This window comes from Spiroplasma endosymbiont of Aspidapion aeneum (genome assembly GCF_964031045.1).
Classification (GTDB): domain Bacteria; phylum Bacillota_I; class Bacilli_A; order Mycoplasmatales; family Mycoplasmataceae.
Map to the genome: position 1 here is coordinate 833,275 of NZ_OZ034994.1, position 18,528 is coordinate 851,802.

Here is an 18,528-nt window from a genome sequence, read left to right on the forward strand (position 1 = left end):
ACTCCTAGAAAATATTATTTATCATATTTTAATGATTTTGGATCAATGTTATTTACAACCAAACCAATGGCAATTTCTGGGTCTTTAACCGCTGCTACATATTCTTCACCTTTTGTAGGAATAACAACTCCGCCTTTTTTAATTTGTTTTTTAAAGTCATCAACATACATTTTTACTTGTGGTGAGGCAATTACAATATCTGCTATCTTAATTTTATCCGCATGTGTGCCTTGAGCTGCAGAATTTACAACAATATTTTTAATTCCTTTTAATAGAGCCGCTTTTTTAATTTGTTCTGCTAGCATTGCACTAGTTCCAGCACCATAACAAATTACTAAGACATTTACATTATCACCTGTAATAACTGTTTTTTGATTATCAGCTAAACCATCTTTTTTAAGTTTAGCTTCCAAATCGTTAACTAAAGATTGATTATTTTCTTTTCTTGCTCTAGCTAATTGAGTATTTAATTCTTTAGTTTCTTTTCTTAATTGTTTTTCTTGTAATGCAATTTCTTTTGCTTCTTTAATTTCATCTAAGTATGCTTGTTTTGAAATTGCTTTTTCGTTTTTATTATTAGTTTTTTCAACTAAAATAAGTTCTTTAATATGTTTGTAGCGCTCTTTTGTTTCGGGTTTTCGAGACAATTTATAAGCCACAAGTTCAAATATATTATAATGGTATGGAATCATTAGCCCTTTTTCTTCAGCTTCTTTAACTTCTTCTTTACAACACATTTTGTCATGTAATAGAACAAATGGAATATATCCAAAGAAATCAATAGTAACCATTACTAATCATAGTGGAGCACATTTCCAATCAAATCCTGTCCCAATTAAGAGTCCAAAGATAGCTGGCAACGACCATGGTACATCAGATATTGCCCCATTCATACCAATAACTTCGATAAAGAATTTATAAATCAATATATTAATTACTGGTAGAATGAAGAATGGGATTGCAAAGATTGGATTTAGAATCATTGGTGCTCCAAACAAAGCTGGTTCATTTACTTGAAATCATATTGGAATATATGAAGCAATCCCTACAGCTTTTAGTTTTTTAGATTTAGCTAATAATATAAATAAAATTGGTATAACAAATGTTGCACCAGTTCCTCCTAATGTTGAGGTAAAATCATATGCAAATTCATATGTTAATGCTCAGTGTGGATGTTGTCCTTGTGCAAATGCTGCTTGATTATCAGCTAAATTTGAATACATAAATGGGGTTAAGAATGGTCTTGTAACTGAGGGACCGTGAACTCCAATAAATCAAATAAATGCTGTCATAAATGCAACAGCTGCTAAGAAACCATAACTATCCAAACCATTAAATATTGGTTTGATTAATGCAAATAATCAATCTGTAAATGTTTCATTTAAAGAATAGATAAATATATAACCAAATCCTCAATAAAACATTGTTGATAATCCGTAAGGAATAATATCTGCAAATGATTGAGAAACTCCTTGTGGAACTGCTCTTGGTAGTTTAATAGTTCAACCGTATTTAACAGGTAAATAAAATATATATGGTAATGTTAAACCAACAATTATACTAGAAAGCATACCAACAGCTCCCAAGTTTGAGATTAGAACATTTGAGAAGTTTTCAGTCCCAGTTCCATCATCATTAATGGCAAATGTTCCCGCAACTGACATCAACATTATTGATGTCCCTGCAGCAAAACCAACCATTAAAATATTCATTTTTCTATCATTCAAATTATGATTTAATCTAGTTGCCAATGAACTAGCAATAGCCATCGCAAATCATAGTGAAACAAACCCCATACTTAAAACATATATTCTATTTAAGAATCTACGCAAATCTAAGGGGTAGTATGACATGTTTCCCATTATTGCAGGTGGAACTCACATTATTATTCCAATAATTGATGAAAAAACAATAATTGGCAATGTTGAGTAGAACCCTTCCATTAATGATCCTAGTAATCGATTACCAGCAATCTTATTAAGGACGGGAACTACATGTGCTTCCATAAAAAGCTCAAACTTTTTAGATTTGGCTTTTGTTTCGGCTTGTGTATTATTTTCCATAAAATAACCTTTCTATTTAGTTTAAATTTATTTAAACTTATTAATATTATATTCCTAATATAAAAAAAAAATCTTTTTTTTTTGATAAAATAGGTATTATTTTCATTTATTTATCATAAATTATCACTACTTTAATAAAAAAGATTTATAAGGTATTTATAGAAGCTTCACCACCAACAAAAATAATTCTGTTATCTCTAGTGTTTTTGGTATTATTACTTCCTGGTTGTCCTCAACTACTTTTGTGGCTATCAATAAAGACTGAATTTTTAGGAATTGAAACATTCATATTAAAATAATAAGCAAGAAATGAGCTAGTACTCATGCTTTCTTGAGTATGTTTTCATGGTGTCCATAGATCTTTATTTTCCTTTAAACTGTTAGTTATTTCTAATTCTTCTCACCCTGACTTTTTCTTCCAATCTGCTAATGTATAGCAAAATCCAACATCACTGCCCTTATCATCATTTTTAGGAGTGACAACATTCTCATTAATACCAGAATTTATAAAGATAATATTGTCTGTTATTTTCTTTCAAATTTCATCCTTTTTTAGATCTTTTAATTTTAAAACACTGCTACCATAATTTTGTGAATTTGCCTCATAATAATATAACAAAGATTCACCAAAATATGATATATCAATTAATTCACACATTTTGTTTAAATTACTTCCAACATTTTCTTCGTAATATTTTAACTGTCTTGATGGCACATCACTTCCGGTAAATCAATCATTTTGTTCACAATTCCAAAAAGCACTATGGAATTTTTTATTTTTAATATCTCCATCTCAGTTAAGTGAATAACCATTATAATTGGTAATTATGTTATTAAATGCTGTATTATCTAACATTCTATCAACATTTCAATCATTAATATCTTTAGATAAAACATTATGCTTTGAACCGCAACTAACTACTTGAGATTGTATTAATGTTATACTCATAATACTTAATAAAACTTTTATTTGTTTTTTCATTTTAAAATCCCCAAAGATTACTTTGCAATAATTAATTTAGTATGTTCTTCTAGCAAGTGTTGGTCTTTTATTTTATTATCAGAGATAACGATATCGATATCTGATATATGTGTTATTCTTATAAATCCATTTTGAAAAATTTTGGAAGAGTCTAATAGACAAATAACTTTCTCAGATACTTTTATAATCTTTTTAATAATTTCTGCTTCTTCTATATGATTATTACACAAATAACCATTAGTATCAATGTTTGTTCCAGTTATAAATGCAAGGGGAAAATTCAAACCATCAAGGGCATTAAGCGCCTGTGGTCCTGTAAACGCTAATGATTGTGGACGCAATCTCCCACCTAAAACTATTATTCGATCAATGTATTGATTTGTTAGTGCTTGCTTTGTGATTTCAAATCCATTTGTATATAGATATTCAATTTTAGTATTAATAAAACGAGAGAAAGTTTCCATCGTTGTCCCAGGTGAAACTAGTAATATTTTTTCATTGCCAATAAGTTTAGCAGCTTCTCTTGCAATCATTAATTTTTCATTATAATTTTTTTCAATCTTTTGACTTCTGGTTGTCTCAATCTCTTTATTTACATTAATCTTTAAAAGACCTAGTTCAGTTGATATATAATGATATTTTTGTAATTCTTTTATATCTCGTCTAATTGTCAGAGGTGGTTTATTAAAATGAGCAGTTCCATACTCAATTGCTTGTCTCATTGATACTTTTCCAGTACCTTTAATGAAATTTAATAGTCCTTCTAATCTCAGTGATTTTTCCATAATTATTCCTTTCTTATATTATACACCATATTTTAAAAATATCATAAATATTCATTAATTATCACCATAAAAAATAAACTAAAATTGCATAATTAAATTTTAGTTTATCTAAATCTTATCATTATTTATAATATATTAATAATAGGTCTATAATTATTAACCTATTGAAACAATGATAAAATTATAAGCTATGGTAAATAATAATTAATATCTAGAAATTATTTTTTAAAAATGTCGGGAGATCACTATCATCCACATCTTGTGTTTGTGTGTCATCAATACTTACTGTTTCATTTTTCGGAAACTTGGCTGCAATTGGGCGATTGTTTTGAACAAAAGAGTTCGGAATATTATTGTTTTTATCCATTTCATCATTTTTTTGTTGTTGTTGGTAAGATTGCTTTTGAGGATTTTGTTGTTGAATTGGTTGTTGAATTGGTTGTTGTTGGTAAGATTGCTTTTGAGGATTTTGTTGTTGTGAAATTTTTTCACGATCTTTTGCCACTTCTGAATCAAAACCTGTTGCAATAATTGAAACAATCATTTTGTCACCTAATCCTTCATCATTTGCAAAACCAAAAATTATATTTAATTCTTCTCCTGCTGCTTGTGTAATAATATCAACAGCATCATAAGCATCATAAGCAGTACAATTTGGTCCCCCAGTTATGTTTACAATAGCATCCTTTGCACCACGAACAGAACTTTCCAATAAAGCAGATGAGACCGCTTTATTGGCAGCTTCAATAGCTTTTTCTTCGCCCTCTCCAGAACCAATTCCAAATAATACTTCACCTTTTCCCTTAAGAACGGTCGAAATATCTGCAAAGTCAAGATTAATCAATCCGGGCATTGTTATTAAATCTGAAATTGTTTGAACTGCCTGCGTTAAAATTCCATCAGCTTCCTTGAATGATTCATTAAATGGAATCTCTCCCAATATTTCTAATAATTTATTATTGGAAATAACAATTAATGAGTCAACATGTTTTTTTAATTGATTAACACCAATATCTGCGAATTTACCTCTTCTTGGACCTTCAAAAGCGAATGGTTTTGAAACAGCTGCAACTACTAATGCGCCAGTTTCTTTTGCAATTCTAGCAACAATAGGGGCAGCACCAGTTCCAGTACCCCCGCCCATTCCACAGGCAATAAAAATTAGGTCACTCCCTTTTAGTATATCTCTTATTTCTTTTTCAGATTCTAACGCTGCTTCTTCTCCGATTTTTGGATTAGCACCAGCACCAAGACCCTTTGCCACTTGTTTTCCAATAATTATCTTATTTTCTACAGGCGAAGCCTTTAAGGCTTGTGAATCAGTATTGCAAACAAGTAGATCAACACCTTGAATACCTTTTAAATACATTCGGTTAACAGCGTTGCACCCACCACCACCAACACCTATAACTTTAATTACAGCGCTTTTAAAATTTTCTACTGACATAATATTGAATTCTCCTTGTTTGTTTTCTATATATATATTATTATTTTAACACAAAATAATAATATATTTTAGTAATTTGTATTAGTTTTCTTAAATGCAAAATTTCCAAGCCCTGGATTATGATTATAACTACCTAGCGGTTGTTGTTGATGGTTAAAATTTCCGATATTTTGATCAACACCTAAGTTGTTTATAGGATGGACAAATGGATTATTTTCCAAATTTGGTTCTTGAATTTGATTATTTGATATATTAATATAGTTTGGATTTTGTTGATTTATATGCTGTTGATTTATATTGCCCTGACTATTAAATTGTTGGTTATTTTGTTGAAATAATTGTTGTTCCAATAATTGATTATTTTGTTGTAAAATTTGTTGATTATTTGGAACTTCATGTTCAAATTTATCATTATTGTAAAAATGAGGTTCCTGGATAATATTTTTATTAACAGGTGCATAATTTTGTAAATTCGGATTCAAATTTATTTCACTAACCCGGTTGTTAATATTTGACTGTTGATAAGAATTTAAACTTTGATTATAAGATGGGTTATGGTAAATATTATTTTGATTTTGATTATTAAAAGTTTTTTGTGTATATGAATTAACATCCCTTTCTAACGTGTCTCAAACACTATTAGAAGAAGATTTATTTATAATATCATTTGGTTTTTGATTTTGGTTGTAAATAGTATTTTTAGAATAATCATAATTTGGTGCCAACTTTGAATAATTATTATATTTTTCTTGTTCATTTTTTTGTTGTTCCATATTTACAAAATTATTATATTTATTTTTTTTACTATTGTCGATATTTATATTTGGCAAGATTGTATATCCATCAGGAACATTTTCCTTTAGTTTATCATACTCTGATTCTGATATCTTATGTTCCTTGATAAAGTCATTAGTACTAGTTAAATATCTTTGATTTTGAATTGTATTATTTGATAATAACATCTCCTCAGCAGCACCTAAAGCAACCGTTGTTGCTTCATCTTCTTCTCCAACCCCTAATGGTATATAAATTCTAATATTAGTTTTTACTTTAAAACATTTTTTGAAAATAACTTCTATACCAGAAATCTTGGTTATATCACCACAAATATAAACCCTTAAATTCTCAAGGTTTTTATTTGTACTATTTTTTAAAACACCTTCTATTGAGTTTACAAAACGGCTAATATAGTTTTTAAATTCTTCTAATATTTTTTGCTTAGAATATGATATTTCAATTTTTGAAACTTTATCCATTTTTCTAAAATATATAATATCAGAAGATTCATCCAATTCATTAAAATCCAATAAATTAAACAAATAATTGTAAACTATATGTTGCTTAATTTTTAACTTATTGGCAATAGAAGTCGTCATTCCATCTATCGCATTTGCTTTTCCTGTATTTACAAATCTAAAACAACCTTCATTTCTATATAATCCATACGAATAATCATCTTTATTTATTTCAATTAAAACAACATTTTCAGATATAAATTCTGCAGGTGGAACAATTTTTATTGCTTTAACGTGGTTTTGAAAATCTTTCATTAATATTTGGCGGTTATTATCATAAATTACTTTAGTGTGTGATTGTAGCACTTCATTGTCAATTGAATAATTTAGACATACTAATTGTATTTTTGTACATAAACGACCATAAGGAAAATCTATGTATTTTACATTATCAAAAATTCAGTGTTTCGGTTTGATTTTAACAACACTTTTAGAGGGCTTATATCGTGAATTTTTTATTTTATCAAATAGCTGATTTTTAAGTATTTGATTAGAAGAAAAAGTTTTTTCTTCATCAGCATAAATTGTCTCAGTAGACTCATCAATTGCCAATGTATTTGTTGGCAAGATTAAAATTATTGCCTTAATTTCTTCATGAAAAGATGATTCATATTTTCACAATAACTCTGCTAATACATTTTTAGCATGTAAAGGATTATCCACAACATCTTTATCATTTAAAAATTTTTCATTTACTGTATTTGAAAAAACAACAACAGGGTTCGCTTTTTTATCAATATATTTACAAACAGAAAAAGTCATCCTATTTTTTGATATTTCTAAAACAGCATATGTGTCTTTTAACATAATATTTGGCGCAACTTTATTCATATCCTATCCTTTCCATCACTCACAATTTAGCGCTATGGCTACGATTGTTTGAAAATATTTCCTCATTTGTAGCAAATATAGGTTTTTTTGTAATTTTTTTAAATAAAACATCACTTTTAATATTTATTGGTAAATACTTATTAATATCTTGATTCTTATCAAATGTCAGTCGATTAAATATTTCATTGACAATTTTTTCTTCTAAAGAATGAAATGTTAAAATGCATATTCTACCGCCAATATTTAAAAGAGATATTGCTTGTTCAATACTATTTTTGAGAATATTTATTTCATCATTAACATAAATTCTTATAGCTTGAAATGTTTTTTTTGCGGGGTGTTTTTTTTGGCGCTTAACTTTTTCTGGAAGCGACTTCTTGATAATTTCAACTAATTCAAATGTAGTTTCTAATGGTTTTTTTTTTCTAAATTCATCTATATTTTGTGATATTCTATAAGCAAATTTTTCTTCACCATATAATTTAATAATATCTGTTAATTCCTTAATAGATTTATTATTAAGAACAAATTTTGCATCAAGGGTTTGGGTATTATCCATCCTCATATCTAAAGGTGCGTCATATCGGTAACTAAATCCCCTTTTGGGGTCATCTAACTGCGGGGATGAGACCCCAAGATCATACAAAATACCATCAATTTTAAAAACGTTATGTAAACTTAGAATAGCCTTTATATTTACAAAGTTATTTTTAATTATTTTTATATTTTCACGACCCTTAAACATTTTTTTACAAAACTCAATTGCTTTTGGGTCTTGATCAATTGAAAATAATTTGCCTTTTTGGTCAATATTATTCAAAATTGATAATGAGTGTCCTCCTCAACCAAGAGTGCAATCTACATAAACACCATCTGATTTATTAACAATTAACTCAATGATTTTATCTAATAAAATCGGCTGATGGGTATTTTTATTCATTAGAAATTAATCTCCAAAGCTGTTGGCAAAATCAATTAAATTATTTGCATTCTCATTAATATATTGTTTATAAACTTCTGCATCTCAAATTTCAATATAGTCACCTTGACCAATAATATAGACATTTTTTTTAATTTTTGCTAGGTCAAGAATATTTGTGGGTATAGATACTCTTCCACTTCCATCCAACTTAATTTCACAAGTATTTCCTAAAATATGCCTTTTAATTAAGCGCCTCTTAGAATTCATATCAGATTTAGAATTTAACTCTTCTAAAAGCTGCTTAAAAACATCTTCAGACCTTACTTGTAGGCAGGGTTCAATGCCCCCAGATATATATATAGTTGTATCAATTTTACTACGTAGTTTAGCAGGCATTGTTAGCCGTTGTTTTTCATCTAATGTATGTTCAAATGTACCTAGAAACATATCCCACTCTCTCCCACTTAATAACATTATATACCATAAAAAGAAACAATAAGTCATTTTTGTCCCTTTTTCAATTAAAAAATAAAAAAATTAGTAATCTATTGTTATCTTAGAATAAAGCAACCCGTAATATATGTCTCACTATTAAAAGATTACTTTTTTATGAAAAATATATTTGTAAATAAAATAATAAGCATTATTAAATTATACAAATAAATTAAGAACATTTAATAGTAAAAAGTAACTAATTTCTTGTTTAACTTTGTTTTACGCTTATTTTTAAATATAATAACAGAAGAAATAAAAATATGTTTAATTAAGAATAGAAGAATGCATTTCGTAATTATCTTAAAAATATATCAAAATACAAGAGCTAAAAAAATGATGAACAAAAATACAAAAATTATGTTAAAAATTCTAAAAAAGTTTAACATTTTTGATGAATGTTTAACATGAAAATGTGATCATAACTACACTTAAGTACATTATTAATTTTGTAAATTATATTAGAAGAGAAAATTAAACAATTATATATTTCAAAAGATGTTATATTCATTTGAGTATCAGTTAGTAATTACTACATCAAAAAAAACATATTAATTCATAATAAAATGAAAATAAAAAAACTTAAATTTCCTACCCTGATACATATATATATAGCATGTCACCAATAATGCGATCACTTTATATAAACAAAATTCAACACATTGAAGGTAATTACAATAACCAAATTAAATCGAGTAATATTAGAAAAATAATTCATAGTTATTAAATCATTATTAAACTAAAATTTATCATTTTCTTTTGAAGTAAAAGAAAATGTGCCATTAAAACCAATAAAAGATTAAAAATTATTTAGTTGAGGATAATAAATATACAAATGGCAAAAGTTAAAAATTATAAATACCACATATTTATTCAAAAAAATTATTTCATATTTAAAGCATATGTACAAAGAGTCTCAAGTCATTTTTTTAAGGTCAGGTAGATTTTCCAATATTTATGACAAATCTTTCTAATTTTATATTTTAAATAGTAGAATTTTGCAATTTATCATATCTAACTATTGGATATGAACTCATAAACATAATTATATTAGAATATTTAAATATTACTCTAAATACAATTGCCTACCAATGATATAAAAGATATGGTTAGCAATATTTATATTAATCATTTACAACCACATTAAATTACTTAAATTTTAAATATAACACTCAATAATGTTACTAGGAATAAAATTATTACAAATATATATCTATAACAAAAAAAGAGAATTACATATTTAAGTCTCTTTTATTTTGTGCCAACAATCCTTTAAGATAAAAAATAAATAGATTTTCTATTAAGAATTATTTCATAATTATAGTTAACCGCATTAAATGGTTTCTATTTTTACAATTTTTCTATATTTTTAAACTGATAGTTCATATTTTTCCCACCTGGTAATAATAATGAAAGTTTATAATTTAATGTTTTTCCTTTATATTTATAATGTAACACATAACTCAATGTAGATTCATAGTTATTATCTGAGAAATTTTTATATTCTACATTGCTTGTTGAGAAATTTTTAGAATTCATGTATTCCATAAAAACTTTATTTCTATCTGTGTAAAATGTTGTTGTTGACGCTGAAAAGAAAATTTTCAATTTAGACATAAGATCATTAAGACTATTGTCACCTTTTTTATTTGCCATTTTTTGTAAATTATATAAAAATGAGCCCGGAATAACACTTATTGTGTTATTTTTTGATTCATAACCTAGTAATTTTTCACCAAACTCTAATCCAGATAAGCGAACTTTATTGCCACTTTCATCAGTATATACATATTGATACCCTTTTTTACTATCGTCAATAACAGATAAACCAAGGGTTAAAGAATTTGTATATGTTGTACCATTGAACGTTACACTATTATCTGAGAGTTTCTTAGGAACTGTTAATTCCTTGTCGTTTGCATCATATACTTCTAATTTTTTTGGCATATTATAATTCATTGATTTTAAAAGGTCTAATATATCATTAGTGTTATTACTGACCATATTAGTTATTTCTATAATAATTGTAGTCAAAGAAGAAATGGGCATATCCACTCCCATTATTGAGATGTTTTTTGATAGTAAATCATTTATATTTTTACATGATTTAAAATTATCAGGAACGGGAATATTTACCATTTCTAATAATAAAAATATTAATGGTAAAACAGTAGAACCATAGATGATATCTTCTAATGGTCTATTAAAATATGAACCAAAAGACTTAATTAAACCAATATAAGGCTCAATTGTAGATGCTGATGGTATAGGTAAAGTTATACCAAACATTTTTAATGCATCTTTTAATATAGAAATTAAAGAAGAGTTTAATATACCACACAAATCAGTTCCTAATGAAGAGACCAATTTTTTACAATTGTCATTTGCCAATAATGGCATAATAACATTTGTTAATATTGCAAATAGATGGGATTCATCCGGAGCATTTAGAATACCAGGGAGAATAAACATAAGTGGACCGACACTGGTTGTGTTTACATAACCATCAATTACCGATGCTAATAATGGGCCCAAACCATACATATTTCGGCCATATTACCGACAATGCTTGACTTGCTTACATCAATTCCACCTTTACCATCTGCATTAAGATTTAAGAATAGTCCATCACCACCTTCTTTTGATAGACTGGATTTGCAGTTCCATCACCCAAAATTGGTGTTGACGTTAATCTCGCTCCATCTGTTGTATCAATATTATGAAATAAAATTTGCATCACACAATTAAATTGCACTTTATCTACATTTCCTTTTCCACCAAATATTCCATTTAAGAGTGTAGATATCACAGACAAATTACATTTTTCAATTGTTGCATTTGTTGTTGTTTGTTCTGCAACTTTTTTTATCACAGTATAATTTGATTCATCTTGAGAAAATAGATGGTTGTGGTTATCTTCAGACCAATCATTATTTAGATTAAGACTAGGATTTGTATAACTATCAAAAGCACTAATATAGTATGACAATGCAATAAACATTTCCAATAAAGGAGAGATATCTTTTGATGGGTCAAATGATACTATATTTTTTTGCTAAAAGATTCTTTAAATTGGTCTTTTAATTTATCAACAACATAGGACCATGAATTTTTATTTTTTACTATATCTTCTATTGTTATAGGTTTTGTATTAGGATATAAATTAGCAAGAAGAATAGATAATTCTTGATAAAATCAATACATATAATATGAGTTAGAATTATTTTGTATCTTATTTAAATTTGTTATAATATCATCTTTAACATTACCAAGTCCGCCAATAATAGAATTTATAGAATCAACAGTATTAGAATCCATACTACTAAGTCCAGCAATTCTTAACGCTGATAATAATGTAGATAATAGTGAATTTGAGATCCCATTTCCAATAAGAGAATAAATTGTACTATAAATACCAGATATTCCACCTCACGCATTTGATTGATAAGGGTTACCAACCATCTCTTTTTTTTGTGTTGATGATAGACCATCAACTTTATCAATTGCTTTAAAAACATCAAAATCACTACCAAAATATGATGATAGAGCATTAGATATGGTTTCTGATTCTTTTGATGATGATATTACTTTATTAACTTTTAATGTCTGTAAATAATTATTTGAAGCAGTTCCATCGGTTCCAGCAGCTCCAGCGATTGGTCCATACATCGCCAAGCTACTAGCCTGAATTAGATCACTCACTCGTTTTTTAACACTTTGAACATAGGTGTTTACATAGGTACACGATGCCACACTAGCTACGCTAACAAATAGAGATGCACTAGCAAGTGTGGCAAATGCTTTTTTTGAATTTTGATATTGCAAATTCCTTTTCTATAAAAATTATACCTTATTATCATAAAAATATGTAAAAATCATATTTTTTAAGAAACTATTTAAAAATTACTAAAAATTAATCTTATTTAACAAAATGGCAACTTATCTATAAACATCACCTACTATAAAAATAATTATAACAAAAAATATAATATTGCGTAAATTAATACCATCTTTTCTAAAAAATTATAATCACTTATTCTGAAAAAATAGAAGAGGCTTTGCGTTTTAATACACTGATTAAAGGGATTGAAACAGCTAAAGTAAATGACGTTATAAATATACCAATTAATAGGAACGGAACTCACCAGACAATAACTGGGGGAATTGTAACCCCAGTAAATCTAGCAGCTGTATTTAAAGCTGCTCGTGATAGGAAATATCCCATAAAAATTGCAATTGTGACAAGAATAGTGTTTACCACTACCTGTATTCCCAATACTATGTGAATAATATCTTTATTTCTATATCCCAGAGCCTTCATTACTAGAATAAATTTTTCAAAATTTGTAATAAATGCTTCTACTAGCAACATTAAATAAAGAATGCTTATCATAATAATAATAACAATTGCTAAAACCGCTAAACTTAAAAATAGTTCTGAAATTGATATTAACAATCCAAGTCTAAGGCTAGATAGGTCAACACTTATATACTGAGGTCGAATACCTGTTAGCGCTGAGCTTATTGTTCCCGAATTAAATGTTCCTGTTATTCCATCTAAAGCAGCTCTTGCTCCAGTTGTTTCTCCAATTACTTCAGAAAATCTTGAATATTTCGTATTAAATCAATAAGATTGGGTAGAATATTTAAGTGCACTATCCTTATCCCCTTTAAATAAACTGTCAACACCATAAACCATTGATTTTGGGTCATTTTGTGCTTTTTGAGGTAAGGCTGAAACATCTTTATAATTATAAGTTTTTATATTTGGACCGTTGGGAACTTGGTATGATTTACCAGATGGCGTAAATGGCGACTGATTAAGTGAAATAAATTTTGAAGTGTTATAACCATACAAAAGATTTGCAATATCTTGGTCAATAATAATTATATTATCATTAAATGTTGATAAAACAGATTTAGGATCAATTTCTGCTTTTTTAATATTATTATGTCCAAGTTTTCCCTTTGAAATTGAGATTGGATAATTATTTCCATAACCTATATTATCATCTGCTCAACATGTTACGGTTTGCTTACCTAAATCTGATAAATCTGCTTCTCCGTGTTTATCTTCTGGATTTGCACCATTGTACAATTTAGTAAACTTCAAATTATATGGACAAATATAATAATATTTATCACTATATTTGCCATTTAAAGAACTTGCTTTTCAAGCATCTTTTATCGAATTAGGAACATCCTTTTGACTTGCTTCCCCATATCAACCTGTTTGATTTGGTGTTGGGTTATTAAGGTCGTCCTTAATTTCAGTTGCCAAATCAATATCTCCATTTTGAAATAGGCTTGCGTTTGAAAATAAAGCATCCTCTGGAATATATAGTCTTATATTATTATAATTATAATATGGTCTAAGATTATAAACTAACTTACCATTTTCATCATATTTTAGTTCTTGAAATAGCGAAGTATCTTTCAGCATTTTTATTTTATTATCTTCATCAGCGTACTGTCTTTGGAATATATATTTTGACGTGTCAATACTATAAGGGTCTATAAATCCATTTTTTGTATCTTTTCCTTGGAATTTTAAATAATCTCGATCATCATAAACTCAAGCAGACTTTGGAATATCTGGACGAGAGTAATTTGAATAATTTAAACCATTGATTTTTAAATAAGTAGAATCTGGAATAACATTAGTTTTAAAACCAAATTTCTTTTTAACGGTTTTATTAATTACCGCTGGAATGTAGAGAGTTTTTGTATCTGGGTTGTAAATTTTTAATCTAATAAGATCTTGAATTTTTGATTTATCTAGTGATTTAGAATCATCAAATAAAGTATCTAACTCTCTAATAATATTGGCTTTTAAAAAAACTGATGAGGTGTCAACGTCATTAAGATTGAATGCTAATTGGTTCTCTTTTAGTCCATCTGCTCTAAAACTTTTTCCAGAACCATCTGTAAAACTAAGAGCTGTTCCCATTGTTTCTTGTCCTGGAACATATGCATCAACACCAGAAGAAACTGAAAATTGACCTATTCTAGATTTAGAAGAAACATAACCGCTGTAAGATGATGGCAAATATGAAAGAATGTAATCCATTATTGACCTTCTTCAGTCATCACTTTCAGCCACCTTACTTGAGGTGTTTGTAAACATTGTGTTAATTATTTGTGGTAATCCAGATGAAACTAATGAATTTGTAATTCCTAATTGATGTTCTCTTTCTCCAATGTTAGAAAAGTCATCTCCAGAACCATTACTATTTTTTTGAGTGTAAAGTGGTGCGTTTGAAAATTGTTCTAATTCACCAGCGCTCACAGATACCCCATGAAAGTTAGAAATTCTTTGAGGTAAAACATTTAATAACATATCAATAAAAGATTTTGAATCTGCTGTTGAAGTTCCTAAATAATCATTCATTCATTTTATATTTGACCAATAATTATCGTCTGATGAATATAATGCTGAAGGTTGTTGATTTTTGTTATAATAAGAATCTTTGTCAAGTACTAGTTTTGAAAAAACACCAGTATTATTAGTTGAATCATTAATAAGTCCAGGATCTTCATAATAATCCTCAACATATTTACCAATTCCAGTCCCTTCTAATTGGTCTCCCTTTTGGTTATCTTCCAAATAATTAGGTCCCGTTCAAGCATCTAGTGATGTTTGTGCTACGGGAGCATTTTCTGCTGGGTTTACAAATGTGTATGCATTTTTGTATGAAAAAAACTTTTCTGAATCATTTATATATTTATTTAACATTGGAGGAGCAAAGGATAAAAAACTCACCAATATCATAATAATAAATACAGCAGAAGATGATGCTAGAAAAACATTTTTATTTCTAGCTGCAATTTTAATATCAAATCGTAATCAAAATGGGATAAGATATTTTTTGTTTTTAGCTTTCTTAACCTTAATTTTTTGAGAGGCATTAGCAGAAACTATGATAATATTTCCTATTTCTTTTCGGTTATAATGATATGCAACCAATAAAGAAGAAACAATTGCAAAACCACCAATTCCAATCATCATTCCAAATAAAACAAGGGGATTAAAAATAAATTGGTAAAGGTTTATAGTTAAATATCCAATAAAAAAATTGGAGACGAGATCTTGTAAAAATGCAGAACAAATCCAGGCTAGGGGGATAACTATAAAGGAAATAATTAAAGATGTGCCAATATATGAGAATGATAATTCTTTACTTTTTATTCCCATCGCCTTCATATAAGCAATTTGAGATGCATTATTTCTTATATTCTTTTTAATCGAAAAGATAATAGCATTTAGCAATAACAATAATATTATTGGTATAAATACAAATAGACACACCTTAAGGGCATTTGATAAATAACCTTGGACCTTCATATTGTATTTAAAGACAGTATCATTAAAGTGCATTGGTAATTGCTTCTGGTCGTCATGTTTTAATCAATATTGAGATTTTTTTCCATTATTTAAGATATCGTCATATTTGTATTGAATTTGATTATTGGTATTCTTATAAGTACAATAATATTCTAATTTTGATTGGTAATCACTAACAATTGGGTTTGGGTTTGTTAAATTTGAATTATTATTTATGAAATAATAATTAGTCATAGAAATTGATATACCAGAATCTGATTTACTATAAATACTTTTTAAATTATTTTTTGTAAGATAAACAATAATACCATTATTTACATCTGGCATAATTGAGTCTAAATTCGTGATGGGATAATAACTAAGGGAATCTGTTGCAAAACCAGAAATGTTTTTATAAACACCATCAATTGACAATTTAGATCCTACTTTTATACCCCTTCTAATTGCATATTGTTCTCCAATTAGCACATCATTATCTGATGTCGGCATTGTTCCACTAATCAATTTTAAATATTGATTTTTCTTAGCTATTTCTTTTTCATCAAGCACAATAAATCGAAAGGATAGTTTTTGAGAACTATCATACAAATATCCTTCTTCTCTCAAAGAAACATTTAAACCAGTTAATCAAGCAGCCATCTCTTGATGGTATTTTTCCATTATAAATGGGTTCTTCTTAGATGGTGCATAATTCTCATTAGACTTTGTGTAAATGGTTGGGTCTATATCATCATAGCTAAATCTTATCCCCCCACGCGAAGCATAATAACCCCTTTCGATATCACAACGTGAATATATGTTATAATCAACACTAGACTTAACAGAAGTTGCAATTCCATTATCATCTAAAATATATGATAAAGGACTTAGCATTCCTCTTAAACCATGTTCTTTTAAACTGTATGATGCAGAACCGTCTTTATTTTTTAAATTAAGTAAAGTAGAAGAATAATTTCCACCAATTGTCATATTTTGTTCATAATAAATTGTATTCAAATTATTTAAATTTGTTGAAGAATCATCGAGTAAATTTTGGCCAAATAAATAACTTCATAAGACAGTCATATGAGTTCTTGCAGCATCTACAAAATCATTTAATTTAAAGTCATCTGCAACATTTGGTGTTCTACATAAATGTAATGTATATTTTGTATTATATAAATCAACGATATCTTGTGATAAATCATTCCCTGAATATGGAGGACCTACTAATTTCTTATATTCTGGTGTTGTCTCAAAATCTGATCAAATTGCTTTTTCATAATCATAACATTTTTTTAACATTTCAAATGCAATTGATTCAAAAGCAGAATAAACATAAACAAAATCACGATCATGGACAATATTTGTGCCTAATGTTGTTGCCCAATCTTCAAGAGATGGGTCTAATGCATTTCAACCTTTATTGTATCAATCGGCTCAATCACTTTTATTTTGTGTTGTTGGAATTTTTAATTCATTGTAAACTCGCTCCCAATTATTAAAAGCCTGTGTGTTGGAACTATAATATGCAAGTGCTAAGGGCAACTTAGAAATATCATCTTTATTATTATGTAAATCTAAAATTTTATTATTAAAAGATTGCATCAATGCTCCAATAATTGTCATTAAGAAACGTCGAAAATAACGAGGAAGATTATCAGACTCTGCAAGTGAACCTACTTTAAATGTTTCGTTTAGGGAATTAAAATTTTCAGCATATGGTGTTGGACATAAAAATTGACCGGTTCCTTCATTAACGGAAAAAAATCCAAATTCAGCGGCGGCTTCACCAACTCTTGTTATATTTTCATATCCATCAATTCCATAATGGTTATCATTACGGTCTGCATTATAATTTCGTATTTCATCACCAAATTGAGCACCTTCTTTTGAAGTATCACCAATAAAAAGGTCTTTTCATCCTTCTATGAAAAATGGTGATGAAAATGCATCGGTCACAAAACTAGAATGATTTGTTTGGTTATTATTTCCTTGTTTTGCTATATAAAAATTGGCATAGGATGTCTTTTGTCCCGATTTATCTGTGATCGATGTATAATTATCCTTGACAAAATCATTCATTTGTATATATGTATCATTTTCAGAAGATCCAGATGTTTTATCTATACCAACAGTTTGTGAATATTCATCTTCAAATCTTTGTGAGTTTTTCTTAACAGTATCGTTGTAAACGTCGTTAACTCTTGTATTAACACTAATTACAAGACTAAGAAATAGACTGGCAATAAAGGAAAGTGAAGATACTATAAAAAATTGTGTTTTATACTTAAATATCGATTTAAATCCCTGTTTAAAAAGTAGTCACTTTAGCCTCATGATTTACCCATAATTTCTATACTTAGATATTAAACTAAGCATAAGGG

The 18,528-nt window shown here is 27.8% G+C and carries 11 protein-coding genes; all 11 read right to left on the bottom strand.

What is annotated here, in order from left to right:
* Positions 1-14 precede the first annotated feature (14 nt).
* A complete protein-coding gene (locus tag AAHM97_RS03715) occupies positions 15-2,063 on the bottom strand; it encodes a PTS transporter subunit EIIC (protein WP_342268598.1) in 2,049 nt (682 codons plus the stop codon).
* A 145-nt stretch (positions 2,064-2,208) separates the two neighbouring features.
* Positions 2,209-3,045: a hypothetical protein gene (locus tag AAHM97_RS03720; protein WP_342268599.1), complete on the bottom strand. Its 837-nt coding sequence runs from the start codon at positions 3,043-3,045 to the stop codon at positions 2,209-2,211.
* Positions 3,046-3,062: 17 nt separating this feature from the next.
* Entirely contained in the window at positions 3,063-3,830 is a 768-nt protein-coding gene (locus AAHM97_RS03725; protein ID WP_342268600.1) for a DeoR/GlpR family DNA-binding transcription regulator, read from the bottom strand.
* Between the two features lie 211 nt (positions 3,831-4,041).
* On the bottom strand, positions 4,042-5,277 hold the full coding sequence (ftsZ, locus tag AAHM97_RS03730; protein ID WP_342268601.1) for a cell division protein FtsZ: 1,236 nt from the start codon (positions 5,275-5,277) through the stop codon (positions 4,042-4,044).
* Positions 5,278-5,345: 68 nt separating this feature from the next.
* Positions 5,346-7,403, bottom strand: a complete 2,058-nt coding sequence (locus AAHM97_RS03735) for a hypothetical protein (RefSeq protein ID WP_342268602.1) — start codon at positions 7,401-7,403, stop codon at positions 5,346-5,348.
* Positions 7,396-8,343, bottom strand: coding sequence for a 16S rRNA (cytosine(1402)-N(4))-methyltransferase RsmH (gene rsmH, locus AAHM97_RS03740; RefSeq protein WP_342268603.1), 948 nt, complete (start codon positions 8,341-8,343; stop codon positions 7,396-7,398). Before rsmH ends, AAHM97_RS03735 begins: the two co-directional genes overlap by 8 nt.
* A gap of 6 nt (positions 8,344-8,349) precedes the next feature.
* Positions 8,350-8,772 (bottom strand): division/cell wall cluster transcriptional repressor MraZ, encoded by a 423-nt coding sequence (gene mraZ / locus AAHM97_RS03745; RefSeq protein WP_342268604.1) that lies wholly within the window; start codon positions 8,770-8,772, stop codon positions 8,350-8,352.
* Positions 8,773-10,167: 1,395 nt separating this feature from the next.
* Positions 10,168-11,361 (bottom strand): hypothetical protein, encoded by a 1,194-nt coding sequence (locus AAHM97_RS03750; RefSeq protein WP_342268605.1) that lies wholly within the window; start codon positions 11,359-11,361, stop codon positions 10,168-10,170.
* A gap of 70 nt (positions 11,362-11,431) precedes the next feature.
* Positions 11,432-11,818 carry a hypothetical protein gene (locus AAHM97_RS03755; RefSeq protein ID WP_342268606.1) on the bottom strand — a complete coding sequence of 129 codons (387 nt, stop codon included), beginning with the start codon at positions 11,816-11,818 and terminating at the stop codon, positions 11,432-11,434.
* Between the two features lie 41 nt (positions 11,819-11,859).
* The gene (locus AAHM97_RS03760; RefSeq protein ID WP_342268607.1) at positions 11,860-12,642 is read right to left on the bottom strand and encodes a hypothetical protein; all 783 of its coding nucleotides are present in this window, start codon (positions 12,640-12,642) and stop codon (positions 11,860-11,862) included.
* 208 nt (positions 12,643-12,850) lie between these two features.
* Positions 12,851-18,481, bottom strand: a complete 5,631-nt coding sequence (locus AAHM97_RS03765) for an ABC transporter permease (protein ID WP_342268608.1) — start codon at positions 18,479-18,481, stop codon at positions 12,851-12,853.
* Positions 18,482-18,528: the final 47 nt, after the last annotated feature.